At 62.5% G+C, this 24547-nt stretch carries 23 protein-coding genes and 1 pseudogene; 12 read left to right on the plus strand and 12 right to left on the minus strand.

From position 1 onward, the window contains the following. Positions 1 to 43: 43 nt before the first annotated feature. Positions 44 to 676 carry a LysE family translocator gene (locus ACP154_RS05010; protein ID WP_421861303.1) on the minus strand — a complete coding sequence of 211 codons (633 nt, stop codon included), beginning with the start codon at positions 674 to 676 and terminating at the stop codon, positions 44 to 46. A gap of 277 nt (positions 677 to 953) precedes the next feature. Here ACP154_RS05010 and ACP154_RS05015 point away from each other — a divergent pair, with 277 nt between their 5' ends. After that, positions 954 to 2135, plus strand: coding sequence for an acyl-CoA dehydrogenase family protein (locus ACP154_RS05015; protein ID WP_421861300.1), 1182 nt, complete (start codon positions 954 to 956; stop codon positions 2133 to 2135). Positions 2136 to 2427: 292 nt separating this feature from the next. Here the strand turns inward: ACP154_RS05015 and ACP154_RS05020 are convergent, their stop codons facing one another. After that, positions 2428 to 2895: a low molecular weight protein-tyrosine-phosphatase gene (locus ACP154_RS05020; protein ID WP_421861297.1), complete on the minus strand. Its 468-nt coding sequence runs from the start codon at positions 2893 to 2895 to the stop codon at positions 2428 to 2430. A 90-nt stretch (positions 2896 to 2985) separates the two neighbouring features. Beyond that, a complete protein-coding gene (locus ACP154_RS05025; protein ID WP_133724352.1) occupies positions 2986 to 3912 on the minus strand; it encodes an acyl-CoA desaturase in 927 nt (308 codons plus the stop codon). 263 nt (positions 3913 to 4175) lie between these two features. Between ACP154_RS05025 and ACP154_RS05030 the strand changes: the two genes are divergently transcribed. The 4 genes and pseudogenes from ACP154_RS05030 (at position 4176) to ACP154_RS05045 (ending at position 7343) form a co-directional block, all read left to right on the plus strand. Further along, the gene (locus ACP154_RS05030; RefSeq protein WP_107711943.1) at positions 4176 to 5000 is read left to right on the plus strand and encodes an enoyl-ACP reductase FabI; all 825 of its coding nucleotides are present in this window, start codon (positions 4176 to 4178) and stop codon (positions 4998 to 5000) included. A gap of 23 nt (positions 5001 to 5023) precedes the next feature. After that, positions 5024 to 5221 carry a hypothetical protein gene (locus tag ACP154_RS05035; protein ID WP_421861293.1) on the plus strand — a complete coding sequence of 66 codons (198 nt, stop codon included), beginning with the start codon at positions 5024 to 5026 and terminating at the stop codon, positions 5219 to 5221. 15 nt (positions 5222 to 5236) lie between these two features. Continuing rightward, a pseudogene (locus ACP154_RS05040) lies at positions 5237 to 5617 on the plus strand (NAD(P)H-dependent oxidoreductase); the annotation flags it as partial. A 178-nt stretch (positions 5618 to 5795) separates the two neighbouring features. Next, on the plus strand, positions 5796 to 7343 hold the full coding sequence (locus ACP154_RS05045) for a BCCT family transporter (protein ID WP_421861290.1): 1548 nt from the start codon (positions 5796 to 5798) through the stop codon (positions 7341 to 7343). Between the two features lie 13 nt (positions 7344 to 7356). Here the strand turns inward: ACP154_RS05045 and ACP154_RS05050 are convergent, their stop codons facing one another. Then, positions 7357 to 8466: a hypothetical protein gene (locus ACP154_RS05050; RefSeq protein WP_421861288.1), complete on the minus strand. Its 1110-nt coding sequence runs from the start codon at positions 8464 to 8466 to the stop codon at positions 7357 to 7359. 145 nt (positions 8467 to 8611) lie between these two features. Between ACP154_RS05050 and ACP154_RS05055 the strand changes: the two genes are divergently transcribed. Next, the gene (locus ACP154_RS05055; RefSeq protein ID WP_421861285.1) at positions 8612 to 9580 is read left to right on the plus strand and encodes a hypothetical protein; all 969 of its coding nucleotides are present in this window, start codon (positions 8612 to 8614) and stop codon (positions 9578 to 9580) included. A 66-nt stretch (positions 9581 to 9646) separates the two neighbouring features. On the opposite strand, the gene ACP154_RS05060 is transcribed toward ACP154_RS05055, so the two are convergent. Next, on the minus strand, positions 9647 to 10813 hold the full coding sequence (locus tag ACP154_RS05060) for an acyltransferase family protein (RefSeq protein WP_421861282.1): 1167 nt from the start codon (positions 10811 to 10813) through the stop codon (positions 9647 to 9649). Positions 10814 to 11000: 187 nt separating this feature from the next. Here ACP154_RS05060 and ACP154_RS05065 point away from each other — a divergent pair, with 187 nt between their 5' ends. Next, positions 11001 to 11822 carry a LytTR family DNA-binding domain-containing protein gene (locus ACP154_RS05065; RefSeq protein ID WP_158267838.1) on the plus strand — a complete coding sequence of 274 codons (822 nt, stop codon included), beginning with the start codon at positions 11001 to 11003 and terminating at the stop codon, positions 11820 to 11822. A 104-nt stretch (positions 11823 to 11926) separates the two neighbouring features. Beyond that, positions 11927 to 13465 (plus strand): porin, encoded by a 1539-nt coding sequence (locus tag ACP154_RS05070; protein ID WP_421861279.1) that lies wholly within the window; start codon positions 11927 to 11929, stop codon positions 13463 to 13465. Positions 13466 to 13539: 74 nt separating this feature from the next. Here ACP154_RS05070 and ACP154_RS05075 read toward each other — a convergent pair whose 3' ends face one another. Beyond that, the gene (locus tag ACP154_RS05075; RefSeq protein ID WP_421861277.1) at positions 13540 to 15990 is read right to left on the minus strand and encodes a prolyl oligopeptidase family serine peptidase; all 2451 of its coding nucleotides are present in this window, start codon (positions 15988 to 15990) and stop codon (positions 13540 to 13542) included. Between the two features lie 235 nt (positions 15991 to 16225). Between ACP154_RS05075 and ACP154_RS05080 the strand changes: the two genes are divergently transcribed. Then, a complete protein-coding gene (locus tag ACP154_RS05080) occupies positions 16226 to 16702 on the plus strand; it encodes a hypothetical protein (RefSeq protein ID WP_421861275.1) in 477 nt (158 codons plus the stop codon). 71 nt (positions 16703 to 16773) lie between these two features. Here the strand turns inward: ACP154_RS05080 and pnp are convergent, their stop codons facing one another. The 5 genes from pnp to ACP154_RS05105 all read right to left on the minus strand — a co-directional run bounded on the left by pnp (position 16774) and on the right by ACP154_RS05105 (position 21206). Then, positions 16774 to 18903: a polyribonucleotide nucleotidyltransferase gene (gene pnp, locus ACP154_RS05085; protein ID WP_421861272.1), complete on the minus strand. Its 2130-nt coding sequence runs from the start codon at positions 18901 to 18903 to the stop codon at positions 16774 to 16776. A gap of 103 nt (positions 18904 to 19006) precedes the next feature. Continuing rightward, positions 19007 to 19276: a 30S ribosomal protein S15 gene (gene rpsO / locus ACP154_RS05090; RefSeq protein ID WP_022700791.1), complete on the minus strand. Its 270-nt coding sequence runs from the start codon at positions 19274 to 19276 to the stop codon at positions 19007 to 19009. A 14-nt stretch (positions 19277 to 19290) separates the two neighbouring features. Beyond that, positions 19291 to 20244: a tRNA pseudouridine(55) synthase TruB gene (truB, locus tag ACP154_RS05095; RefSeq protein ID WP_421861269.1), complete on the minus strand. Its 954-nt coding sequence runs from the start codon at positions 20242 to 20244 to the stop codon at positions 19291 to 19293. Next, positions 20244 to 20678: a 30S ribosome-binding factor RbfA gene (gene rbfA, locus ACP154_RS05100; protein ID WP_421861266.1), complete on the minus strand. Its 435-nt coding sequence runs from the start codon at positions 20676 to 20678 to the stop codon at positions 20244 to 20246. The genes truB and rbfA overlap by 1 nt, the downstream gene beginning before the upstream one ends. A gap of 66 nt (positions 20679 to 20744) precedes the next feature. Further along, on the minus strand, positions 20745 to 21206 hold the full coding sequence (locus ACP154_RS05105) for a DMT family transporter (RefSeq protein WP_421861263.1): 462 nt from the start codon (positions 21204 to 21206) through the stop codon (positions 20745 to 20747). Positions 21207 to 21376: 170 nt separating this feature from the next. Between ACP154_RS05105 and ACP154_RS05110 the strand changes: the two genes are divergently transcribed. Both ACP154_RS05110 and ACP154_RS05115 read left to right on the plus strand, forming a co-directional pair. Then, positions 21377 to 22021, plus strand: a complete 645-nt coding sequence (locus ACP154_RS05110; RefSeq protein WP_421861260.1) for a TetR/AcrR family transcriptional regulator — start codon at positions 21377 to 21379, stop codon at positions 22019 to 22021. After that, positions 22021 to 22869, plus strand: a complete 849-nt coding sequence (locus ACP154_RS05115; RefSeq protein ID WP_421861258.1) for a phytanoyl-CoA dioxygenase family protein — start codon at positions 22021 to 22023, stop codon at positions 22867 to 22869. The genes ACP154_RS05110 and ACP154_RS05115 overlap by 1 nt, the downstream gene beginning before the upstream one ends. A gap of 1 nt (position 22870) precedes the next feature. Here ACP154_RS05115 and ACP154_RS05120 read toward each other — a convergent pair whose 3' ends face one another. Further along, positions 22871 to 23788 carry a LysR family transcriptional regulator gene (locus tag ACP154_RS05120; RefSeq protein WP_421861255.1) on the minus strand — a complete coding sequence of 306 codons (918 nt, stop codon included), beginning with the start codon at positions 23786 to 23788 and terminating at the stop codon, positions 22871 to 22873. Positions 23789 to 23930: 142 nt separating this feature from the next. Here ACP154_RS05120 and ACP154_RS05125 point away from each other — a divergent pair, with 142 nt between their 5' ends. Further along, the gene (locus ACP154_RS05125; protein WP_421861252.1) at positions 23931 to 24461 is read left to right on the plus strand and encodes a phosphoribosyl-AMP cyclohydrolase; all 531 of its coding nucleotides are present in this window, start codon (positions 23931 to 23933) and stop codon (positions 24459 to 24461) included. Positions 24462 to 24547: the final 86 nt, after the last annotated feature.

Consider the following 24547-nt stretch of genomic DNA (forward strand, 5'->3'; position numbering starts at 1 on the left):
ATGTCTGAACGCACTGCAGGTGTGGACTTTTCTGAACGCGGCTCTAGCGCGCCAGCAGCAAGACCGCCACAGCCGTCATGATCACCGCCGTGACGAGGTCCGCCCAGCGCTTGACGCCTTTCTCACGCAGCCAGCCGCGCGCTTTGTGCGCCAATCCCACATAGACGAGCGCGAACAGCACAAACATCGCGCCCATCACGCCGATCATCGCCAGATAGCTGAGCGGGCCGACGATTGTCAGATCGAAAAACGCTGGCAGGAAAGTGAGATAGAAGATGATCGGCTTGGGGTTGGTTAAAGGCATGGCGACGCCCGCCGCATAGGTCATCGCCAGACCCCGCTTGCTGATCTTCGCCATTGGCGCGTGCGCTGGCGCCGGATGTCGCCAGCCCTGAAAGGAACCCCAGGCGAACCAGAGCAGAATGCCCGCGCCGATGATCTTGGCGATCCAGAAAAACTGCGCGTACTCGCTGGCGGCGTCTGCGGCGGCGGCCAGCCCGAACACCGCCAGCGTCAACCAGAAGACATCACCGGTCAAAATCCCCAAGCCATAGGTCACGCCATGGCTCGGCCCGGCGTCGAGCGTCCGGCCCACCATGGCGATATTGCCCGGACCGGGCGTGAGAAACAGGATGAAGATGGCGCCGGCGAAGGCGGCGAGGGTGATCAGGCTCATAGCGCTGCACCTAGCGCGGAGCGGGTCTGAGAGGAAGGGCGAATTGACCTCAGTCTCAGCGTCTACCCCTCTCCCCCTTGGACAAGGGGGAGAGGCCGGGTGAGGGGGTGCGCTTCAATCTGGTAGGCATTTACAGGATGAAACGCCGCTCACCCCTCACCTAACCTCTCCCCTCGGGGAGGGGAGAGGGATTGAGTTGCCGCATCTCCTCTCTATTCACTTGCCGTATACGTTATCCTGATTACGATAAGGGAAAAGATGTATTGGGGAGCCTCTCATGTCCAACGCGCCCACATCCGCCCTCGCCCGGCCCTTTGACACGCCCGAACGCAAGGCGTTTCGCGACAGCGTCGAAGGCTTCATCAATCGCGAGATCGAACCCTACGCCAATGAGTGGGACGAGGCGGGCGATTTTCCCTGGGAATTGCATGAGAAGGCGGGCGCGCTGGGCCTGTTCGGCTTCGGCATTGACGCGGCCTATGGCGGCAACGGGTTTGAAGATGCGATCATGCGCGTCGATGCGGGCATCGCCATGGGTTATGCGGGCGTGGGCGGGGTGAACGCTTCGCTCGGCTCGCGCGGGATCATGACCGGACCGATCCACACCCTCGCCACCGACGAGATCAAGGCGGAAGTCCTGCCCGGCATCGTGTCCGGCCAGACCGGCGGCGCGCTCGGGATGACCGAACCGTCGGGCGGGTCAGACCTGTCGCGCCTTCAGACCAAGGCCCGCAAGGACGGCGAGGACTGGCTGATCAATGGCGAAAAGACCTTCATCACCGGCGGGATGAAAGCGCGCTGGTATATGGTCGGCGCGCGCACGGGCGGCGAGGGGTTTGGCGGCATCTCGCTGTTTCTCGTGCCGTCTGACGCGCCGGGCTTCACCCGCACCGCCATCACCAACAAGATGGGCTGGTGGTGTTCAGACACCGCCAGCTTGCATTTTGACGACTGCCGCATTCCCGCGCGCTATCAGCTGGGCCAGGAAGGCCTGTGCCTGCTGGCGATCATGGACAATTTCAACTATGAGCGCCTGACCCTGTCGGCAGGGTGTCTTGGCATGGCGAAACGCTGTCTTGATGACGCCATCACCTACGCCCAACAGCGCGAAACCTTCGGCAAGCGACTGATCAAGCATCAGGCGATCCGCCACAAGATCGCGGACATGTCCAGCAAGATCGACGCGCTGGACGCCTATCTGCAAATGGTCGCCTGGCGGGTGAACGAAGCGACCGACAATGGCGGCGCCATGCCCGCTGCAGAGCTGGCGAAGATCAAGGTGTTCGCGTCCAAAACAGCCGAGTTCTGCGCCAATGAAGCCATGCAAATCCTGGGCGGCGCCGGCTATCTGCGCGGGTGCGCGATCGAGCGCATCTATCGTGAGGTGAAGGTGATGGCCATTGGCGGCGGCTCGGAAGAGATCATGCGCGATCTCGCCGTCAAGCAGATGGGGTTGTGAAGGAATAATCGCTGAAGTCCCGGGCGAGCATAGCGAAGGCCCAGGGACCTCTCTCCGTTTCAGGCGCTTTATTCTGATGGAGGCCCCGGCTCAGCGCTGCGCTTGGCCGGGGTTTCAGCTTTGATGAAACTCTTTCCCTCTTTCCCGGCGAAGGCCGGGATCCAGAGATCTTCGAGCTATGCGTATCCGGCTCTGGGCCCCCGCCTGCGTGGGGGAAGAGAAGAAGTGTTATCCCAAAGCTGTCATCCCGGCCTTGATCCTGAACGACACTTCAAGAGGCCCATGAACACCCTCAAACCCGCGACACCAGCCCCTGACAGCCTTTTTCGATAAGGTCGAGCACGCGCTCGAAATCTGCCTCGTCGCCGTAATAGGGATCGGGGATCGAGGTGCGCGCCAGGCCCACCGACCAGTCCATCAGCAAGGATATCTTGGTTTCGGGGAGTTGCCGGCTGCTGCGCGCCTCAAGAAGCCAGCGCTGATGGCCCTCATCCATGGCGATCAGATGATCAAAACGGATGAAATCATCATCGGTGATCGCCCGCGCGCTGATGCCAGACAGGTCATAGCCCCGTGCTTCGGCGATTTGTGTGGCGCGTGGATCGGGGCGTTCCCCCACATGCCAGTCGCCGGTGCCTGCGGAATCGAGCACGAGATTTTTCTCGGCCTTTTGCGCCAGCGCCTTGGCGACCGCTTCCGCTGTGGGTGAGCGACAGATATTGCCCGTACAGACAAACAGGATCGATGTTTCGCGCGACATTATCCCCTCCTGACGCTGCGGGCAGGGTCGCCCCGAACCCGCAACGCTCAGAAGACCGCGACGCCTGTGAAGCTGACGTTAACGACGGCTTCAGGACGCGGTGAGACGCGCCGGAACGCTGAATTGCGGCGCGATTTTGAGGTTTTGCGCCCAGCGCAGCTTCTCAAACACCAGCAAGATGGTGCCGTTGTAATCGAGCAGACGGTTCATCAGACCGCGACGCGGCAGGTGCAGCGCGCTGACCGGCTCGTCGTGGTGGTGATCATGAAACGCCTCGCCGCCCGTCAGAATCGCCAGAAGGTAATCCGCCCAGCGCGGCGTTTTGAGATGGCCGAACACGTTCACGCCCAGAATGGTGGCGTGAAACTGGATCGCGCGCGCGGTCACCGCGGCCGCATGCAGAATGAAGGTCAGCAAAAGCGAACCGCCAAGCGCCCAGACTGCGAGATAGATGATCGCCGGCAGCACCAGATGTACGCCCAGCGTGATCAGCGAATAGTGCCGGTCGAGAATCTGCACCGTCTTGAGATCCTTGAGCCACATGGCCGTCGGGCGCTGAAGGTCGTTGGGATCGCGGAAGATCAACCAGCCCATCCACGCCCACATCTTGCTTTCATGGGGGTTGTGCGGATCACCGGCCTTGTCGGACAGGCGGTGATGCTGGCTGTGATAGTTCACCCAGTCCTTCAGCCGGCCCTGCATGGCGATGACGCAATTGATCGCGGTCAGGATCTGGGCGGGGGCTTTGAGCTCACCCGCCTTGTGCTGCCAGACCCGGTGCAGAACACCGATGCCGAAATTACAGATCACCAGCGTCACGGCGCCCACAAACAACGCCAGCACCGGATACCACCAGTGCAGGGTCAGCCCGTTCAGAGCCAGTCCGAGCGTGAAGGCGATGACGAGCCCCAGAACGCCCAGGGCGGGATAGATGATGGCGGCGAAAACGCTCGCCCAATCCAGAGTGCTCCAGCGCTTCTGGATCGCCACCGAGCGTGGCGTCGGAGTGGCTTTCATGCGTGTCCTCAACAGTCCTGACATACAACCGCGCCTTGATCATGCCCGGTCGCCCAGCCGTTGCATACAATGCATGACGGGGAATGTTTAACCAATGCCAAAACGCTGTGACGGCCATCACGTCGCAGTCAATCTCGACACCCGTGCCCGGTGTGCGCTATCAGCGAGCCCTGACACCGGGCGCACCGCACCGATATGCGCTGCGCCGTCCATCCAGTTTGCGCCTGATTCACGGGCGCCAATGCATGAAGAAGGGGACGGCCATGGCCGAGACCGAGTTTCCGACCGGCACGTTGATGAAGGGCAAGCGCGGCCTGATCATGGGCGTGGCCAACAAGAACTCCATCGCCTGGGGCATCGCCCAGCAATTGCACGCCCAGGGCGCCGAACTGGCGTTCTCCTATCAGGATGAAGCGTTGGAGAAGCGTGTGCGTCCGCTGGTGGAGAGCCTCGGGGACGAACCGTTCATGGTCACCGCCGACGTCACCGATGACGCCTCCATGGACGCCTGCTTCAAGACGCTTGAAGACAAATGGGGCAAGCTCGACTTCCTCGTCCACGCCATCGCGTTCGCCGGCAAGGACGAGCTTCAGGGCAGCTTCACCCACAACACCACGCGCCTGGGCTTCCAGCGCGCCATGGACATTTCCGCCTTTTCCTTCGTCGACGCCGCCAAGCGCGCCAGCGCGCTGATGCCGTCCAAGGAAGAAGGCGGCGGCGCCATGGTGTCGCTCACCTATCTGGGCTCTGAACGGGTTGTGCCGAACTATAATGTCATGGGTGTCGCCAAGGCGGCCCTTGAAGCGTCCACCCGCTATATCGCCCGCGATCTCGGCCCGCAGGGCATTCGCGTCAACGCCATCTCGGCCGGCCCGATGCGGACCCTCGCCATGGCGGGTATATCCGGCGGGCGCACCCTGATGAAGACCGGCAAGGACTGGTCTATGCTCAAGGAAGACACCAGCATGGAGGGCGTGGCCGGTTCCGCGCTTTACCTCTTGAGTGATCTGGGCAAGTCGTGCACCGGCGAAGTCCTGCACGTGGACGCCGGCTTCCATGCCGTCGCCGTGCCTGATATCGAAGAGTAAGACCTCTCAAAGGATGATGCAGGATGGCTGAACTGTTCATTTTCGTCGGCCATCCTGCTGAAACCTCCTTCAGCCAGGCGCTGGCGGACGCCTATCAGCGCGGGGCTGAAGCCGGCGGCGTGCAAACCACCCGCATGGATCTGAACGCCATGCAGTTCGATCCCGATCTGAGCTTTGGTTACAAACAGCGAAAAACGCTGGAGCCCGACCTCGAACGCTAGCGTCAGCATGTCACCGATGCGCGCCGGATCGCGATCTTCTATCCGCAATGGTGGGGTGGCATGCCCGCAAAGATGAAGGGCGTGTTTGACCGCGCCTATCTGCCCGGTTTCGCCATGCGCTATCACGACACGGACCCGTTCTGGGACCGGCTGCTGACAGGCCGCAGCGCGGATGTGTTCCTGACCTCCGATACGCCCGCCTGGTGGGACCGGTATGTCTATGGCCAGCCCGCCGCCCGGCAGATCAAACGCCTGGTTCTGGAGTTTGCCGGGATCAAGCCCGTCCGCATGAATCTGATCAGCCCGATCAAACGCGCCTCGCCCAAGCAATTTGAGCGCTGGATCAAGACAGCGCGTCAGGCAGGCGAGAACGCAGCCCGCGCGCTAGCGAGATAATCTCGCGCCCCCAGGCCACAGGGCCAGGACCGCCTTCGACGTCACCAGCCATCTCGCCCCAGCCATCGACCTGTCCCACACGCTCGCCTATAAAGGCGACCCTCAAACGGTCGAGGGCCTGATGCCTTGGGCATTCGCGAAGACCTTTAAAGCCGACGCAACCCAAGGAGTCTCTCCCATGACGAACAAGCTGGCTCGCGCCTGGCGCGGGACGCGTCTGGGCGTGTTTTTCGCCACCGCAGGATTTTGCCTGGGGTTTTGCGCGCTGGCGGTGTTTGACCTCAGCGCTTTGTCAAACTGGGTGGACGCCGGGTCGAGCCTGGTCGCCCGCGGCTTCGGGCTGTATTGGCAGATCCTGCTGCCTGCGATCTTCCTGATGGCTTTGGTGATCGCCCTGTCACCTGCTGGCAAGATCCGGCTCGGGGGCCGGGACACGCCTGAATTTCCCTATTTCCAATGGTCGGCGATGATCGCCTGCACGCTTTTAGGCGCGGGCGGCGTGTTCTGGGCGGCGGCGGAGCCTCTGGCGCACTTTCTCTACCCGCCGCCAAACGCCGACGTGTCCGCCAGCTCAGACGCCGCGGTGGATGTCGCGCTGGCGCAGAGCTTTCTGCATTGGGGTTTTCCCGCCTGGGCGAGCCTGGGCGCGCTCAGCGCGATCTTGTTGATGTATTACGAGCAGGCCAAGGGCCTGCCATTGGCCCCCCGAACGCTGCTCTATCCGATTTTGGGTCGCAAGCTCACCAACGGTCCGCTGGGCGGGGTGGCCGACACCTTCGCGCTGATCGGCGTCATCGCCGGCACTGTCGGACCGATCGGCTTTCTCGGCCTGCAGGTCAGCGCCGGCCTGTCCAATCTGTTCGGTTTTCCGGAAGGCCTGCCAACGCAGATCGGCGTGATCATCGCGCTGGCGTCGATCTACATCACCTCCGCCCTGACCGGCCTGTCCCGCGGCATCCAGATTCTCAGCCGCTTCAACATCATTCTGACAGCTGCCTTGCTGGTCTTCATTCTGGCCGTCGGCCCGACCGGCTTCATCATCCAGCACTTCCTGTCAGGGATGACGCATTACCTTGCCAATTTCTTCCCCATCGCCTTGCAACGCGACGGCGCGGGCGTGTTTGGCGAAAGCGGCTGGCTCAATGGCTGGACCCTGTTCTTCTGGGCCTGGTTTATCGGCTATGGACCCATGATGGCGATCTTCATCGCGCGCATCTCGCGCGGGCGCTCGATCCGGTCCATCATCCTGACCCTCTCGGTCGTCGCCCCTCTGGCCACCCATTTCTGGTTCACCATTCTGGGCGGCAGCGGGCTCGCCTTCGAGCTGTCCGAACCAGGCTCTGTTTCAAATGCCTTTGAAGGCTTCGACCTGCCCGCCGCCCTGCTGGCCATCACCCAGAATCTGCCCCTGGCCTTGCCGGTCTCGATCCTGTTTCTGATCCTGACCACAGTGTTTGTCGCCACCACGGGCGATTCCATGACCTTCGCCATTTCAAGTGCGCTGAGCAAACGCGGCGAACCCACCGGCGGCATCCGCGCGTTCTGGGGGGTGGTCATGGCGGCCATGGCCATTGTGCTGGTCAGCGCGGGCGATGGCGGCGGCGCGGTCAGCAAGCTGCAACAGTTCATCGTCATCACCGGCGCGCCGGTGTCGTTGATGCTGCTGCCTTCGCTGTGGGACGCCCCCCGCATCGCGCTCAAGCTGATGCGGGAGGCGAAACCTTAGCGCATGGTCCGACTTACGGGCCCGTGGCGCGGCTTTCATCCGCCAATTGCTCAAGGATTGCGACCGCACGCTCCGGATCTGCGCACGGAAAGCGCGCATCCAGCACGCCGCCCACGGCCTCGCTATGAGAGCGCGATCCGTCGCCGCTGATGGTGAAGCCCACAAGCTCCATCGCCTCAAAATGATAGACGAGCGAGAAAGCGTCCTCATCCGCCAGCAAGGCGCGCCAGCTCAGCGGGGCGCTGTACACCTGGATATCGCCATATCCCGAAGCGCTGTCGACACGCGCCAGCGTCAGATACACCATCGGTTCAGCGACGCCTGACAGGCTTTCACCAGACATCTCGTGATAGATCATGTCGCTGAACTGAGCCTCGGCGTCGAACTCCGCCGAAATCAGGGTCAATTGGCCCTCTTCAAGCGCCGCCACGCCGCCCGCGGGCGCGCAGGTCTCGACCAGGCCGTCAACGCGCGGATAGTCCCAATACCCATACCCGTCCCCGACGACAAAGGCGTTGAGGCCTGACCGGATCGGATTCACCCGTGCGCCGGACGCTGCGAACTCGGCGTTCAGCGCATCGGCCGCCGCAAAGGCGTCGTCACAGGTCAAGGCGATCCGGGCGCGTTCCAGCAAGGGTTCGGTGAAGGTCACCTCGCCCGCCTCATCGAGCACAAAGGTCCGGCTGTTGAACGCGCCTTCACCGGTCTGAACAAAAAGCTCGCCGTACTGATCGCTGTAGGCGAGCAGATTATCGCCAGAGGCGGTGAAGCTGCGCAGCACGCCCCCCTCGCCAGATTCCGCGCGATATAGGCCCAGATTGCCGGGCGCATCGCCCACATACCAGAACCCGGTCTCACCCGCAGACAGAGACTCGCCGAACCCGCACGCCGCGTTCGCGGCGGCCGCCCGGTTTTGCAGGTCCGGGGACTGGATGAACCGATCAAAACGGGTCGCGATACGCGTCGTCGGCCCTGTGTCTGACATATCTGCGGCGGGCGCGCCGGTTTCGTTCGGCTGCGGCAGATACCCCGCATCACGCAAGGCGTCCGCCCCGAAAACGGCCGCGACGCTGCCCGCCAGCGTGACCCCCAGGACCATAGCGGCCCGTGTGAATGCACCCATGTTCTTTCCCCCTCAAAAGCCTGACCAGATAAGCGTCAGATTTCAGAAGAGTCGAGAGACTCTTTGGCGACACACCCATCTTTGGCTTGTGCCGCGCATGTCCGCTCCATATCGTTCTCTCCATTCTCTACTGGGGGCTATCACTATGAAACTGGGCATGGGGGCGATTTGCGTCGCGCTGATGATGGGGTGCGGCGCTGCGGCGCACGCACAAATGTTCGGATTTGGCGGACAGGCCGGCGCGGCTGATCCGGATGCGCCTGCGCTTTACGGCGCGCACGCTTTTGCGGGCGAGGGTCCGGACCCTTATGTCATCGCCGTCCGCTCAGGAGGTGATCTCGCGGCGAGACGGTCTGGTTTTCCCAATGGCTGTTACGGCGTGGTGACCTCCGCGCCCACTGTGGAGGTGCAGGTGGCGCCAGGTCAGGCCGCGCTGACGCTGTTCACCGCCGGGCGGGCCGACACAACGCTGGCCGTGCTCGATCCCGAGGGTCAATGGCGATGTGACGATGATGGCGCACGACAGGGCACAAACGCCGCGCTGACGTATTCGAACCCGGCCCCGGGGGCCTGGAAAGTCTGGGTGGGCGATTTTGACGATCGTCAGTCAGAGACGCTGTTGATCCTGTCTGACGCCGCGCCCTACTCGCGTCCGTTCGGCGCCCCGAACGCCCGGGCTCTGGATGCGCCTGCGCAAACCCTTGCGCTATCGCCAGGTTTCCTGCCGGACCCGGTGGTCCTCGACATCCAGACCGGCTTCGGCTTCGAACTGGGGTCCATGGACATCTATGGGGAAACGCCATCGGGCCGATGCCCAGGCTGGACCGGCGAAGGTCCGACCGCCGAGATCAGCTGGGCGGGCGGCGACGGGCCGCTGGTGTTCATGGCCGAGGGTGAAGCCGATGTGGTGATGGATGTGATCACGCCCTCCGGCGACGCGATCTGCGCAGACGATATGGGCGAGGTGGACGAGCGGGCCCAGCTGGTGTTCGCCCCCGCCGAGCCGGGCGTCTATCAGGTCTTTGTTGGCACCTATATGCGATTTGACCGGGCCACGAATGCACGGTTGAGCATTTCGGAGACGCCGTTTCCCGTGAACGAAGACCCCTGGTGAGCCGAGGTCACCGGTAACGCCATCTACACTGGACAGGCCCCGCCGATTGAGGGCGGGGCCTTGAGGTCAGGACAGTTTCAGACCAAAGAGCGGCCGGAGCGGCTTGATCCGGCGAATGATCTCAAACCCGGCGAACGCGCCGCCATAGGTGATCGCGGTGACCAGGACGAACTCGGTCCAGACGTCAAACCCCATGCGCGTCAGCACATAGCCCGCCGACACCGTGATCGTCTGGTGCAGGATGTAAACGGGAAAGATCGCCTCGGTCAGATAGCGCCGCACAGGGCCGTCTCCGGTCAAAAATCGTCGCGCCAAACCCAAAAGCGTCAGGATCATGGTCCAGGCGTACAGCACCCGGCCCGCCCGAGCGATCCAGAGCGGGACCGCATGCTCGGCGATCTGATCCCACCACAGCGCCCAGACCGGCGTCAGCCCGGCCCCGAGCATGACCGTCAGCCCCAGCGCCAGCGGCAGCGCGCGATCCACCGCGGACCAGAAGCGCTCGGACTTGGCGGCGAAGACGCCATACACCAGATAGGTCAAGCTGATGGCGTGGTTCGCCCAATCCCAGGTCAGATTGTGCGTGGTCTCAAAATGGGGGACCAGGAAGACGCGGTAGACCATCATCGGCGCAAAGCCCAATACGATGAGCGCGACCGGCCCAAAGCGGCTGTCCCACAGCCGGGCCAGCCCCGCACCGGGGCCGCGTCCAAACGCCCTGAAGGCGCCCATGAGCGGCGCCAACAGCAATGCATAAACAAAGAGATAGACGACATACCAGAGATGGTTCCAGGTCGGCACGGCGATGCCCGCGATCTCCCAGCCCAGGATGTATTCAGGCCAGAAAGCGAGCAAACCCGGCTCGATTTCGCCCATTTCACGCAGCTGGAAATAGGTCTGGGGCATGACCACCACGATCATGCCGAACACGATCACCGGCAGCAGCCTGAGCGCCCGGTCTCCGGCAAACGCCCAGCCGCCCTTTTTGTCGTGCAGATAGGCGAAGGCGACGCCCGAGATGAAGAACAACAACGACAAACGCCAAGGGTTCAGAAGGCTCATCAGCGGCTCGGCGCCCGGCCCCGCATGCACGCTTTTCACATGCCAGCCCCAGGGCACGTAAAACATGCCCACATGGTACAAAACCAGAAGGCCGAACGCGAGGATGCGCAGCCAATCAAGATCATAGCGGCGGGTCAGGGGTGCGCTGTCGCGCGGCCCGGTTTCAGTCATCTCAGTCTCCCAATCGAACCGGCAGCGAGACTGACCGCTCCCTCTCATGAAAGCAGGCCTGAAAGGGCAAGAGGCGGGCCGGCGGGACCAAGACCGGCGCCCCAGGGACGAAACGCGGCTCAACGGGGACGAAACACGGCGTCCTCCGCTGGCGAGCCCGCGCGCATCAGGGCAAGATCAGGTCATCATGCATACGCCCCATCTTGAACGCCGCGTCCTTCGAGGCGCTTTTGTGTTTTATCTCATCGCCTCGCTCGGCTTCTGGCTGGTGAACGGCTTGTCCCTGGCCGAAGAATGGCGACGGGCGGGGGAGACCGGTGTCTGGCTGCGCGCTCTGACGCTTGAAGGCACCAGTAATCTGGTCATTCTGGCCCTGTTCGCGCCCGTGGCCTTGCTGGAGCGTCGCGTCCCGGTCTCCCTGGAGCGCTGGCGCATCGCGCTCCCGGTGCATGCGCTGGGCGTCACAGCCTTTTCACTCGTCCATGTCCTGACCATGGACAGCCTGCGCGCCTTGCTCTGGCCTCCCATGTTCGGGTTTGCCTATCAAACCTATGGCGGCCCGTTCGGCGAGTTTTTCTACGAATTTCGCAAGGATGTGCTGACCTACGCCCTGATGCTCGCGGTGCTCGCGGTCATGCGTGAGCTGGAAGACGCCCGCCAGCGCCTGCGGGCCGCCCAAGAGGACGCCCGCGCCGACCATGTGATCACCCTGCGCAGCGGCGGCCGAGAAATCCGATTGCCAGCCCGCGACATCATCAGCGCCAGCGCGGCGGGAAATTATGTGGAGGTCGTCACGCCCACGGGCGCCCATCTGGCGCGCATGACCCTGACCCGGTTGATCAGTCTTCTGGAGACAGCGGGGGCGGAGCCTGTCCGGCTTCACCGCTCTCACATGACGGTGCGTCCGGCGATCCGCGAACTGGTCCCCACCGGCGACGGCGACGCTGAAGCGCGCCTGTCGGACGGCCGAACCCTTCCGGTGAGTCGCGGCTATCGCACTCACGTTTAATCGCTGAATTTATTCAGTAAATATCTCGTTAACCATTAGCGCATAGGCCGGTGCCCTTCTGGCGCACGGGACGGCGCTTTTTTATACCTTTTGGGGATATTTACATGAAATTCGTACTGATCGCAGGCATTAGCCTGCTGTCGCTGGCTATGGCCGCACCGGCTCTGGCGGATGACGACGCCCGTATTGAGGAGCTAGAGGCCCGCCTCGCGCAGCTGGAAGCGACAAACCAGCAATTGCTCAGCGTTCTGGCCGCTCAGGGCCTGCTGCCGCAGTCTGACGCGCTCAATGCGCCCGTCATGGCTCAACCCGCGCCCACGCCAGCAGATGCGCCGATGCATACAGCGTCCCATGACCATGGCGCTGAAACCGGCGCACATGCCACCCATCATGGCGATGACTTCCACCAAAACCTGGTCGGCGTCAGCCCTGAGTATGGCTATCAGATCCTGGATCACGCCGAGGGCGTGAACACGCGCGCCCTGACCATTCTGAACGCGATCGAGTCCGGCGATCTCGATCGCCGGGTGACCCTGAGCGGGAATGTGACGGCGCTGGCGGATTATCAAGACAGCAATTCCAACACCAAATTCGGCTGGCTGATGCGCCATCCCACCTCGGCCAACCAGATCGGCGAGACAGTGTCGGAATTCATCGTGCACTCCGCCCAGCTCGCCGTTACGGGCCGGGTGACGGACTCCATCACGCTCTACTCGGAAATGCTCTATGATCCCGAGCAAAGCTTTGGATCCGGCACGCTGACCGATCTGAACCGCAACCAGATCCAGCTACGCCGCGCCTTCGTGCTGTTCGGCAATCTGTCCGAGCGCCCCTGGTACGCCGCCATCGGCAAGATGGACACGCCCTTTGGCCTGAACGACACCGTCAGCCCGTTCACCAATTCCACCAGCTGGCACGCGTTCGCGGGTCTCGCGACGGGCGGCATGGTCGGCTATTACAAGAACGGCCTGCATGTGCGCGCCATGGCCATTCAGGGCGGCGCGCAATTCCGCGCCCACAACGCACCGGTCGAAGACACCAATGTCCCAAGCCGTGTCAACAATTTCGCCGTCGACGTGAATTACACCGCCGCCTTGTCTGAAGGCCGCAGCGTGATGGCGGGCGCGAGCTATACCGAAGCCACCGCCTATTGCCAGGCTTATCCGGTCTTCCACTTCAATCCTTGCGATGACAGCAATCCGGGCTGGGCGATCTACGCCCGCGCCGATCTGGGCCGTCTGGAGCTTTTGGGCGAATACGCCTCAACCACCGAAGACTGGGCAGGCACGGCCTCGCCGGTTCCGATCTATTCCGCCTTTGAAGCGGTAGCGCCGAACGCCTTCACCCTGGGCGGGCGTTACTGGTTTGACCTGCAATCGAGTGAAGACTTCGCGGTATCGTTCGAGTTCAGCCGCTTCGTCTCTGGCGATGACGGCGCCCCCTGGGAAAAGCAGGACCAATGGGTTCTGGGCGGATCCTATTTCATCAGCCCGTCGGTCAATCTTTTTGGTGAACTGATCCACACCGAAGGCTGGGTTCCGTTAAACTTCCTGTCTGGCGGCAATCTGCCGACCGGCGAAAGCTGGTCTGAAAGCGATGCGAACACCAATGTGCTGGCGCTGGGCGTTCAGGCGAGTTTCTAAGCTCCCGCCCTTCAGACACAGAAAACCCCGCCGGAGCGATCCGGCGGGGTTTTTGATAGGTGCGGCTGGACGCTTTACTCCACTTCGCGCTCGCCCTGATCCGGCGTATGCGGCACGACAGGCTCGGCCGGTTTCACATAGGTGTCCAGCCACTCAATGGATTCCGCCAGCACATGCAGAACGCTTTCGCGGGCGCGATAGCCATGGCTTTCATAGGGCAGCATCACAAGGCGCGCCGTGCCGGCATTGCCCTTGACGGCGGCGAACATGCGTTCGGACTGAATCGGATAGGTGCCCGAATTATTGTCCATCTGCCCGTGGATCATCAGCATGGGCTCGTCAATGTCATTGGCGTGCATGAAGGGCGACAGCCGGAAATAGGATTCAGGCGCCTCCCAATAGGTGCGGCGCTCGGACTGAAAGCCGAACGGGGTCAGCGTCCGGTTATAGGCGCCCGAGCGGGCGATGCCGGCGCGGAACAAATCCGAGCCCGCCAGCAGGTGCGCCGTCATGAACGCGCCATAGGAGTGACCGGCGACCGCCACACGCTCACCATCGCCATAACCCCGCGCCACACTGTCTGCGATCGCCGCTTCAGCCGAAAGCACCAGCTGATCGACGAATGTGTCATTCACCGTCAGCGGATCATCGCCCACGATGGGCATGGTCGCGTTTTCCATCAGCGCATAGCCCTGGGTCACCAGGAAGCGCGGGCTGGTCCCCGCAACGCGAGAGAAGCGGTATTGCGAACCGCGCACCTGCCCGGCGTCCGAGGCGGAATTGTATTCCAGCGGATACGCCCAGATCAGCAAGGGCAGGGTGTCGCCCTCTTCATAATCGGCGGGCAGATAAAGCGTCGCCGACAGCGGCACGCCGTCTTCGCGCTCATAGGTGATCAGCTCTTTGCGGATGTCATTGAGCTGGGGGTGCGGGTTTTCAAAATTCGTGATGCGGGTGACCGTCTCCCCGTCATGACGTTGCACGTTCGGCGGCGTGGTCGGATCCTCATAAGAGGTCAGGAACACTGACGCATCGTCGGTCAGAACATCAATGACGCGCTCATAACTTTCGCCGGAATTGCGCCACAGGATCTCGGTGTCCAGCGTGTCAAAATCCACCCGGCTGAGGAAGGGGCGATCCCCGTCGGGGCTCGCGCCATTACCGGTGAAATACATCGCGCCGTCCACAACAGCCGCAACCGAACGGCCATAGGCGTTGCGCACGCTCAGAGGCGAGCCCGGATCCGCGTAAACATTCTGGATCGAGCGCTCATTCAGCAAGCGCGGTTCCGCGCCGGGGGCCGCAAAATCCACCAGCCAGGCGCGCACCACGCGGGTGTCGCGATCATATTCGGTGGCGATGCCGATCTGGCCTTCAGAGGTGAACTGGGTCCCGTAATAGCGGTCTTCAAACCGGGCGATCTCAACCGGCTCGCCGTCAAACGGCGCCTCAAGCGCCCAGGCGCTGTCGCGCTCATCGGTTTCCACCCGCGGATCGCCGCCATCCAGCGCTTCCGCCCACACAAGGCGCGCCGCCGCAGAATCCTGCCAGGCGATGGAGCGGCGCCCTTCGATCACGCCGCCGATCGGCACGCCGTCAGCGATGTCATGACTTGCAATTTCCGCGACCACATCGCCGTCCAAGGTCCAGACTTCGCTGGTTTCCGCAAAGCGCGACCAGGGCACGTCATAGGAGAAGGGCTGCTCAAGCGACTCCACCAGCAGATACTCGCCGCCCGGCGCCGGATCGACTGCGTAATAGAGCCCCGGCTCGCCAATCTCGCGCACGCGCAGACGGCGCGCGGTGACGTCCACAGACACGATCTGGCTTTCGGCCAGCCAGGCGAACAGAGCCGCATCGTCCGCGTCAGAGAGCAAGTCCTGATAGGTGCGTACCGGCGCTTCATAACCCGCCGCTTCCTGAATGACCGGGCCTGTGGGCACGCGCGCGCGCTCAGGGCGTGGGCCGCGCTCATCGCTATTGAGGGTGACGAGCAAGGTTTCGCTGTCGCTCATCCAGTCGAGCGCGGAGAACACCGCGTTGACGCCCTCGCCGATAATCTCACGCGCCTGAGCGCGCTCCATATCTGCGACCCAGACGCCGATGGAGTCCTCATCGGTGACCAGGAACGCAGCTTTGGAGCCGTCTGGCGACCAGGTGAAGCCTGACAGGCCCACATCATCAGGCGTCGAGATCGCGGTTTCCTCGCCCGTCTCCAGATCAATCACCGATAGACCGATCACCGTGCGCGGGCCGTGGCGGCCATTGGTCTCGGCGTCGAGGCGCAAGCCCGCCAGACGCTCCATCGGGCGCGCCATTTCAGAAATCGGCGGCAAGCCTTCACGATGCAGCAGCAGCAGATGGCGCTTGTTGGGCGACAACGTGGTGTAAGGCGCGTTCGGCGCATCCACGATGTCGACAATGTCTTGCGGCGGCAGACGATAGCCGTCTTGGGCCGACGCCGCGCCGATGGTGACGCCTAGGCTCAGTGCGCCGCCCAGCGCCGCACGAATAAGTGTGGACATAAAGCCCTCCCCGGATTTGCGTTTTCGCAGTCGGGGCGGATCATAGCGGAGGAATGCTGGCCGGGGGATGACGGATTGGTAAGGTTATAGGATTACGTCTGTCGTTCAGGCGCCGACACAGCCCTTGGCGCGCCTAGGAAGCAAACCGCTCCAACAGTCTCAAGTTGCATCCCGCCATCTTTACCCTCCAATATGGGAATTGGCGTTTAGGGGCGGTTCTCTGGGGGCGGATAAGTTGCGCGCGATCAGTTTTGTCAGCCTGATGTTGATCGCCTGCGCGTGCTCACAAGCTCAGCCCGCCGCGCCCGAACCGATTACCCTGCCTGATTGGCGCGCGTGCCTTGAGACGTATGACGGCGACGCGGATCAGATGCTGGCTGCGATTGATCAAGGCGACCCGGACGCCATGCTGTGCTCTCTGGCGCTGGATGAGGGCCGAGGGCTGGAGTTTTATGAGCGAGAACTGCTCTATCGCTTTTACCGCGCCATAGGGCGCGAGCCCGACGATCTGGACGCTTCGATCCGTCAGCTGGAGCGGCAGGAGCTGGCGATCTTCCTGCTCAACACCCATGATTTCGGTCCCGAACTCGAGATGTTCGACACCGATTCCCGGGGCTGCCCGGTCTATGATCCCATTGCACGAGATCTGCTGATGCGCGTGCAGGCGCCGGACGACAGGCACTGCCTCCCCCGTCGGTGGGGGTGGCGCTAACCCACAAACAAAAACCCCGCCAGCTTGCGCCAGCGGGGTTTTCCATGACCTCGCGATCAAAGGGGTGAGGATTAGTCCTCGCCGCCCTCTTCGCTGATCTCTTCGCCGGTCTCCTGGTCGATGATCTTCATCGACAGGCGCACCTTGCCGCGATCGTCAAAGCCCAGAAGCTTCACCCAGACTTCCTGGCCTTCAGCCACGACGTCCTTGGGGTGACCCACGCGCTCATTTTTCAACTGCGAGACGTGCACGAGGCCGTCACGCGGGCCGAAGAAGTTCACGAAGGCGCCGAAATCGACGACCTTGACCACTTTGCCTTTGTAGATCTTGCCCACTTCCGGCTCGGCGGTCAGACCGTTGATCCAGTCCAGAGCCGCCTTGATGGACTCAGCGGACACGGCGGAGACCTTGATCAGGCCGTCGTCATTGACGTCCACTTTCGCGCCGGTTTCCTCGACGATCTGGCGGATGACTTTGCCGCCCGACCCGATCACGTCCCGGATCTTGTCGACCGGGATCTGGATGGTTTCGATCTTCGGCGCGTGCTCGTTCAGAGCCTCACGGGCGCCGGTCAGCGCCTTGTTCATCTCATCCAGAATGTGGATGCGGCCGCCTTTGGCCTGATCCAGCGCGGTCTGCATGATGTCTTTGGTGATGCCGGCGATCTTGATGTCCATCTGAAGGCTGGTGACGCCTTCGGAGGTGCCGGCCACCTTGAAGTCCATATCCCCGAGGTGATCTTCATCACCCAGGATATCGGACAGAACGGCCACGCCTTCAGGATCCTTGATCAGGCCCATGGCGATGCCGGACACCGGACGGGTGATCGGAACGCCTGCATCCATCAGCGCCAGAGAGCCGCCGCACACGGTCGCCATGGAGGACGAACCGTTGGATTCGGTGATCTCAGACACCAGACGCACGGTGTAGGGGAAGGCTTCCGCGTTCGGCATTACCGCCGCCAGCGCCCGCCAGGCGAGTTTGCCGTGACCGATTTCACGACGGCCCGGGGCCAGACGGAAGCTTGTTTCACCGACCGAATAGGGCGGGAAGTTGTAGTGCAGCAAGAAGCGCTCTTTGTAGGTGCCGGTCAGGGCGTCGATGAATTGCTCATCTTCGCCGGTCCCGAGCGTCACTACGCACAGCGCCTGGGTTTCACCGCGGGTGAACAGAGCCGAACCGTGGGTGCGCGGCAGAACGGTGGCTTCGGACACGATCGGGCGGACCTGATCGAGCGAACGACCGTCAATGCGCTTGCCGGTCTTGATGATGCCGCCGCGCACAACGCTGGCTTCCACGCTTTTGAGGACATCCTTGAGGACAGCCATTTCGACGCCGTCAGGATTGTCTTCAGTGGCGGCAAGCTCTGCGACAGCTTTCTCCTTGGCGGCGGAGACTGCGGCCTGGCGCTCGGTCTTGTTGGTGATCGTGTAGGCCTGAGCGATCTCGTCGCCGACCAGACCGCGCACCTTGGCTTCAAGCTCGGAATTGTCGACCGGCTCGAAATCCCACGGATCTTTCGCAGCTTTCTCGGCCAGGCGAATGATCATGTCGATCACCGGCTGGAACGCCTCATGGCCGGCCATGACGGCGCCGAGCATGACGTCTTCCGACAGCTCCTTGGCTTCGGATTCCACCATCATCACGGCGTCAGACGTACCGGCGACAACGAGATCCAGCTCGCTCTCCTCCAGCTCATCAACGGTGGGGTTGATGACGTAGCCGCCATCCTTGTAGCCCACGCGCGCCGCGCCGATCGGCCCGAGGAAGGGCAGACCGGACAGGCACAGGGCCGCGGAGGCGCCGACCATGCCGACCACATCAGGATCATTTTCCAGATCGTGGCTGAGCACGGTGAGCATCACCTGGGTGTCGTTCTTGAAACCCTTGGGGAAGAGCGGACGGATCGGACGGTCGATGAGGCGCGAGGTCAGCGTCTCTTTATCGGTCGGACGGCCTTCACGCTTGAAATAGCCGCCCGGGATCTTGCCGGCGGCGAAGTATTTCTCTTGGTAATTCACGGTCAGCGGGAAGAAGTCCATTCCCGGCTTGACCTCTTTTTGTGCGACCGCCGTCGCTAGAACAGTGGTCTCGCCATAGGTGACGAGCACCGCGCCGTTTGCCTGGCGCGCCATGCGGCCGGTTTCGAGGGTCAGCGTACGGCCGGCCCATTCAATCGTCTCGGTTTGGATATCGAACATTTATCTCTCGTTCGTACGGTCATGTACGGCGCCGCCGGATTGCGGTCGCCGGATATGAAAACGCCGGCGCGCCCCGTGGCGGCCGGCGTTTCATCGGGAGCGCCTAGCGGCGCAGACCCAGAGCAGCCACAATCGCCTTGTAGCGGGCTTCGTCGATTTTCTTCAGATAATCGAGAAGGCGCCGACGCTGGGAGACCAGCTTCAGCAGGCCACGGCGGGAGTGGTTGTCTTTTTTATGCGTTTTGAAGTGCTCGGTGAGGTTGGCGATACGCTCGGTCAACACAGCGACTTGCACTTCAGCAGACCCGGTGTCGTTTTCGCCACGGGCATGCTCTTTGATGAGTTCGGCTTTACGTTCTGCCGTAATCGACATCGTCTATCGGGCTCCTAATCCCATTGAAAGACACGAACAGGCGAAAATTGACCCGCGCGTGCTTCGCCGATCGCAACGGCCCGGTCCGACCCCATGGCTACGACAGCCTTCGAATAATCCTTCCCCGCGATATCGCGGGGTTGGCGAAGATTGCGCAGCTCTGAAGCTCGCCGGGGAGGCAAGACAATCGACCGTCCTTGCCTCAACTGAAACGCCTCGTCCTCGGTCACGGCCGTCGCCGGGATGTCGTCCAGCGCGGTCTCGACCGGAAGCAGGGCCTCCAGCGCGTGGCCCTTATGGACCAAATCCTCAAACGCGTCCAGCGAAACGGCCTGTGCGGCGCTGAACGGGCCGACTTTGGTACGGCGCAGCGCCGCCACATGTCCTTCAGCGCCCAGAGCCGCCGCCAGATCACGGGCAATCGCACGCACATAGGCGCCCTTGCCGCACTTCATCTCGAGCACCGCCAGATCCGGGCTCGGCGCATCCAGAAGCGTCAGATCGTCAATGCGCACAGGACGGGGGGCCAGCTCGACCGCTTCGCCCGCTCGCGCCAGATCATAGGCGCGCTCACCATCCACCTTGATGGCGGAAAATTTGGGAGGGATCTGTTCGATCTCGCCAATGAACTGGCCCAACGCGGCTTCAATGGCGTCACGTTTGGGACGCACATCGCTTTCGCCGGTGATCTCGCCTTCGGCGTCCAGCGTGGTGGTGGAACTGCCCCAGCGCAGGGTGAATTTATAGGTCTTCGAGCTTTCCTGGGCGAAAGGCACGGTCTTTGTGGCTTCGCCAAACGCGATCGGCAGAACGCCTGACGCCAACGGATCCAGCGTCCCCGCATGGCCGGCTTTCTGCGCCTTCAAGAGCCAGCGACAGCGCGACACCGCCTGGGTGGAGGTCATCTCCAGCGGTTTGTCGAGGATGAGCCAGCCATGGATTTTCTCGCCCTTCTTGCGACGCGCCATTAGTCCTGGTCTCCATGATCCGGCTCGTCATCGAGATCGCGCTTGACGGAGGGGCGATCCAGAACCGCGTCCACCTGGGCCACATCCTCGATGCGGTCATCGACGGCGAAGCGCAGCTTGGGCGTGAATTTAAGCTCGATCTGCTTGCCCAGCTCTCGCTGGATAAACCCCGAGGCATGGTTGAGCGCTTCCGCCACCGCCTTGCGGTCGCCGCCGCCCAGCAGGTCCACATAGACCGTGGCGTGGCGCAAATCGGGGCTGGTGCGCGCTTCGGTGATCGTAACCGCAGCCGTATTCACATGCGGATCGTGCACGCGGCCTTCGCGGATAATGTCCGACACCGCGCGACGCACGAGCTCGCCGGCGCGCAGCTGGCGTTGGGATTGGGCTTTCATGAATTCCTCTTGGGTCGCCTGGACGCGGCCGGAGTCCAACCGGGGCGCATCGAGATTGCGAAGGGCGCTCGTGTACGGCGCCTGAACCGCGATGGCAAGCTCAGTCTAGTGATTGACCACCAGCCAGGCGCCCACGCTCAGAAAGCCCGCACCCAGAACCCGCATCAGCGTCACCGAACGCTCTTCAAGGCCGAACAGACCGAAATGGTCCATCGCCATGGCGGCGATCAGCTGGGCGGCGAATAGAATGGCGAAGAACGAGCCTGAACCGATCTTGGGCGTCGCCCAGGCGGCTGTGGTCACAAAGATCGCGCCCAGCGCCCCGCCTATCAAGAAAAGATGAGGCGGCGTGTTGGTGATCCGCTCCGGGCTCGGCCAGCCCGCGCGAAAGGCGACGACGGACACCGTCGCCAGCATGATCAAGGCCCCGGCCGTGAAACTGACCAGGGCTGCGCGAATAGGCGATCCCAAATGACCTGCGAGCTGGCCATTGAACGCGGGCTGGGCGGCGACCATGGCGCCAGCGATTGCAGTCAGGGCAAACGGGACGAGGGCGTTCAGCGACATCAAGCGGTCCTTGAAATGGGGTCGGCGTATGGGACACGACGCGACAGGACATAGATCGGTTCCCCTTTTTCCAAAATGGTGCGCCCGACCCAGCGTATGAGGAGGCCCGCTGAAGAGGAGGGTTGATATTGATTTGAATTCAATTCAATATTGAATCAGGAGGACTGATCATGCCCAAGCCCCGCCTTGTCAAAACTGGCCACGACGCCGCCCCTGACCACGCCAAAAGCCCGCGCGGCCGGAAGAGCCGGGAAAAGCTGCTGGATGCGGCCCGGGGCGCGCTGATTGAGGGACAGGGGCAGGCCGAAATCAGCGAAATCGCAGCCCGGGCAGGTCTGTCGACGGGTTTGGCCTATCACCATTTCGGCTCCAAGGACGGTCTGGTCGCCGCTGTGGTGGAAGAGTTTTATGCCCGCTACGGCCAGATCGCCAACACCCGTTTTCGCGGCGAAACCTGGTCGGATCGGGAAATCCAGCGGGTCAGCGCCATCACGCGTTTCCTGCTCGAGGAACCCTTTACGGCCACGCTCTATGGACCGCTCGGACGATCCAGCGCGGTGGTCAACGCCGAAGCCGCCTGCATGGCGGACCTGATCGAGCGCGGCGCTCTCAACATCGCCCAGGGACAGGCAGACGGCGACCTGCCGCGGCAGACTGATCCGCGTCTGGCCGCCGGGTTTGTTTTGGGTGGCATGCGCCAGAGCGTCAGCACCGCTTTTCTCAGTGGTGCGGTCATAGACCCAGACGCGCTGGCAAAAGCCATATGGACATTGATCGCCCAAAGTCTGGGCTTGAGAACCGGGAGCATGATCTGATGACCACGTCCGCCACAATCGTGAAAACGGCTTCAGACCTGCACAGACAGGATCTGGCAGGAACGCACAAACGCACCGAGGTCGAGTCCCAGGCGCCGTCTGAGGACACCCTGAGGGCGTATGATCGCGACGGCTATGTCATTCTCAAAGGCTTGCTGTCACCGATCGTGCGACAGACCGCCGAGCGCGCCTTGCGCGATCTTCTGGGACCGACGGGCCGCAATAATTTTGAAGGCTTCAACACCCAGCGCGCTTATGCCTTGCTGGCGAAGACCCGCGCGCTGGATCCGCTGGTCGCGCACCCACAAATCCTGGGCATGCTGAAGGCCCGCCTGCATGCCGAGCCGCTGCTCTCTGCTTGTCTGGCAATCAATATCGGGCCCGGTGAAGCCCCTCAGATCGCGCACGCTGATGATGGCTTCTACCCCGATATGCGTCCCGATGCGCGCCATGGCCTGTCAGTGATTTGGGCCTTTGACCCGTTCACCACTGAAAACGGCGCCACCCGCGCCTGGCCTGGCTCTCATCTCTGGCCGGCTGATCGTGAACCCTCAAACAGTGATGACTGGCGTCCGGCCGTGATGGAGCCCGGAGATGCGCTGGTCTTTCATGGCGGGCTCTGGCATGCGGGCGGCGAGAACACCACCACTGACGGCCGGTTGGCGCTCACCGCTCAATATTGCGCGCCCTGGCTGCGCACCCAGGAAAATATGAGCTTGTCCACGCCTCCAGAGATCGTTCGCACGCTCGACGCGCCGCTGCCATCGCTACTGGGTTACCAGATTCATCCGCCCTTCATGGGCCATGTCAACGGGATGCACCCGAACCGTCTGCTGGATCAGAGCTAGGTCAAACCTGGAATTGCGGCGCCCGTTCAGCCCGGATGGCCTGTTTTTCCAGAATGATGATATCCGCCAGACGCGCGTTCAGCGCCTGTAACGGCGATGATGTGCGCGTATAGAAGACAACAGGGTGCTCCGCATCATACCCCAACAGCCGCCGGACTTTGAAATGGGGGTCGCGAATGGCCTCGCCCAGCGCGTAAAGACTGGGCAGGACACCCACTTCGGGTCCATTGGCCGCGATCTGCCGGATCGCATCCAGACTGGCGCCGCGATACTCCGTGCTCAATGTGGCGCCCGCCTGTGCGGCGAGCCGGGCGACGATGGCGTTGAGATGAAACTCCGGCGACAGCGTCAGCAGCGTGCGCCCCTTCAGATCGGATAATGTCGCCGGCGCGTCCGACTGCATGACCGGGTCTTCAGGCGTGCTGCACAGCCATAGCGTCTCGGTGAACAAGTCTCTGCGCGCCAGATCCGTTCGATCCGTTTCGGACGCCAGAACGAAATCGAGCTCGCCCTGCACCAGTTGGCGGGCCAGCTCCGAGGACGACCCCTCCACAAAGCTGAGCTTCAGCCCCGGCATTTCCTGACGCAGTCGCTCGATCATGCGGGGCATGAAATACGCGCCGATCGACGGCAAGACGCCGGCCACCAGTCGAATATCGGTGTCGAAACCGAGCGACCGCGCCTTGTTGCGAAAGCGCCGGGCCTGACGCAGCACCCGCTGCGCGTCCGGCAGCAGGGCGCGGCCTTGCGGGGTCAGCGACACACGCCGGGAGGTGCGTTCAAACAGGACCACGCCCAGATCAGCCTCCAGCGCCTGGATCTGTTTGGAGAGGCTCGGCTGGGTGACCGCAAGCGATTGCGCCGCGGCGCCGAACGACTGGGTCTCGGCGACGGCCACAAAATACTCAATCTGGCGCAAGGACGGTCTCATGGCCGTTCGATTAATGCCTTTAAGCTATCAATTCAAGTCGATCTTTCCATTAGAAACCCCTGTGAACCCTCCCTATCTGAAAGGCGCATCGGCGAAGGGCCGACCGCTCACAATCAAGAGGTAAGTTCATATGAAAACTGCAGTAATGACGACAGCGCTGATCGCCTCCCTGGGCCTGGGCGCAGCCGCCACCGCCATGGACGCAATAACGGAAGCCGATGTCCAAGCCGCCCAGCAAGCCTGGGGCGAAGGCATCGTCACCATCGGCCAAGCCTATACCAATGGCGAGGATTATCGCGCCGCCGCGACGGCCCATATCGAGCAATTCTACGCCTATGGCGATCACACCATTCTCTTCAAGCCAACCCTGGCGTCTGAAGAGCAGTTCCGCGGCGATTTTGATGGCGCCCTGTCCTACTTTGTGGGCGGCTCGATCGAGGAAGACGGCGGCTTCGCCATTGCGCCCTACACCAATGTGCGCTGGGAAAACGAAGGCACGATCATTGATTCAGACAGCGCCATGGCCATGGGCAATTACTTCTTCACCACCACCGAAGGCGAAGAAGTGAAAGTCGAATACAGCTTTGGTTATGTTCAGGATGAAGACGGCGAGCTGAAAATCGTCCTGCACCACTCCTCCCTCCCCTTCAGCGCTGAGTAAACGCTGACCTTATGACGCCAGGCGCGGCTGACGCTGCGCCTGGCTTTTTTTCCTCACAGTCAAGGAGCCCCATGTTCAAGCCCGCT

The sequence above is a fragment of the Oceanicaulis sp. genome (genome assembly GCF_965249665.1).
In the GTDB taxonomy this organism is placed as follows: Bacteria; Pseudomonadota; Alphaproteobacteria; order Caulobacterales; family Maricaulaceae; genus Oceanicaulis.

What these genes read in the sequence shown, in the direction of transcription:
- ACP154_RS05010 (WP_421861303.1), bottom strand. Translation starts at nt 676, where the DNA reads ATGAGCCTGATCACCCTCGCCGCCTTCGCCGGCGCCATCTTCATCCTG.
- ACP154_RS05015 (WP_421861300.1), top strand. Translation starts at nt 954, where the DNA reads ATGTCCAACGCGCCCACATCCGCCCTCGCCCGGCCCTTTGACACGCCC.
- ACP154_RS05020 (WP_421861297.1), bottom strand. Translation starts at nt 2,895, where the DNA reads ATGTCGCGCGAAACATCGATCCTGTTTGTCTGTACGGGCAATATCTGT.
- ACP154_RS05025 (WP_133724352.1), bottom strand. Translation starts at nt 3,912, where the DNA reads ATGAAAGCCACTCCGACGCCACGCTCGGTGGCGATCCAGAAGCGCTGG.
- ACP154_RS05030 (WP_107711943.1), top strand. Translation starts at nt 4,176, where the DNA reads ATGGCCGAGACCGAGTTTCCGACCGGCACGTTGATGAAGGGCAAGCGC.
- ACP154_RS05035 (WP_421861293.1), top strand. Translation starts at nt 5,024, where the DNA reads ATGGCTGAACTGTTCATTTTCGTCGGCCATCCTGCTGAAACCTCCTTC.
- ACP154_RS05045 (WP_421861290.1), top strand. Translation starts at nt 5,796, where the DNA reads ATGACGAACAAGCTGGCTCGCGCCTGGCGCGGGACGCGTCTGGGCGTG.
- ACP154_RS05050 (WP_421861288.1), bottom strand. Translation starts at nt 8,466, where the DNA reads ATGGGTGCATTCACACGGGCCGCTATGGTCCTGGGGGTCACGCTGGCG.
- ACP154_RS05055 (WP_421861285.1), top strand. Translation starts at nt 8,612, where the DNA reads ATGAAACTGGGCATGGGGGCGATTTGCGTCGCGCTGATGATGGGGTGC.
- ACP154_RS05060 (WP_421861282.1), bottom strand. Translation starts at nt 10,813, where the DNA reads ATGACTGAAACCGGGCCGCGCGACAGCGCACCCCTGACCCGCCGCTAT.
- ACP154_RS05065 (WP_158267838.1), top strand. Translation starts at nt 11,001, where the DNA reads ATGCATACGCCCCATCTTGAACGCCGCGTCCTTCGAGGCGCTTTTGTG.
- ACP154_RS05070 (WP_421861279.1), top strand. Translation starts at nt 11,927, where the DNA reads ATGAAATTCGTACTGATCGCAGGCATTAGCCTGCTGTCGCTGGCTATG.
- ACP154_RS05075 (WP_421861277.1), bottom strand. Translation starts at nt 15,990, where the DNA reads ATGTCCACACTTATTCGTGCGGCGCTGGGCGGCGCACTGAGCCTAGGC.
- pnp (WP_421861272.1), bottom strand. Translation starts at nt 18,903, where the DNA reads ATGTTCGATATCCAAACCGAGACGATTGAATGGGCCGGCCGTACGCTG.
- rpsO (WP_022700791.1), bottom strand. Translation starts at nt 19,276, where the DNA reads ATGTCGATTACGGCAGAACGTAAAGCCGAACTCATCAAAGAGCATGCC.
- truB (WP_421861269.1), bottom strand. Translation starts at nt 20,244, where the DNA reads ATGGCGCGTCGCAAGAAGGGCGAGAAAATCCATGGCTGGCTCATCCTC.
- ACP154_RS05105 (WP_421861263.1), bottom strand. Translation starts at nt 21,206, where the DNA reads ATGTCGCTGAACGCCCTCGTCCCGTTTGCCCTGACTGCAATCGCTGGC.
- ACP154_RS05110 (WP_421861260.1), top strand. Translation starts at nt 21,377, where the DNA reads ATGCCCAAGCCCCGCCTTGTCAAAACTGGCCACGACGCCGCCCCTGAC.
- ACP154_RS05115 (WP_421861258.1), top strand. Translation starts at nt 22,021, where the DNA reads ATGACCACGTCCGCCACAATCGTGAAAACGGCTTCAGACCTGCACAGA.
- ACP154_RS05125 (WP_421861252.1), top strand. Translation starts at nt 23,931, where the DNA reads ATGAAAACTGCAGTAATGACGACAGCGCTGATCGCCTCCCTGGGCCTG.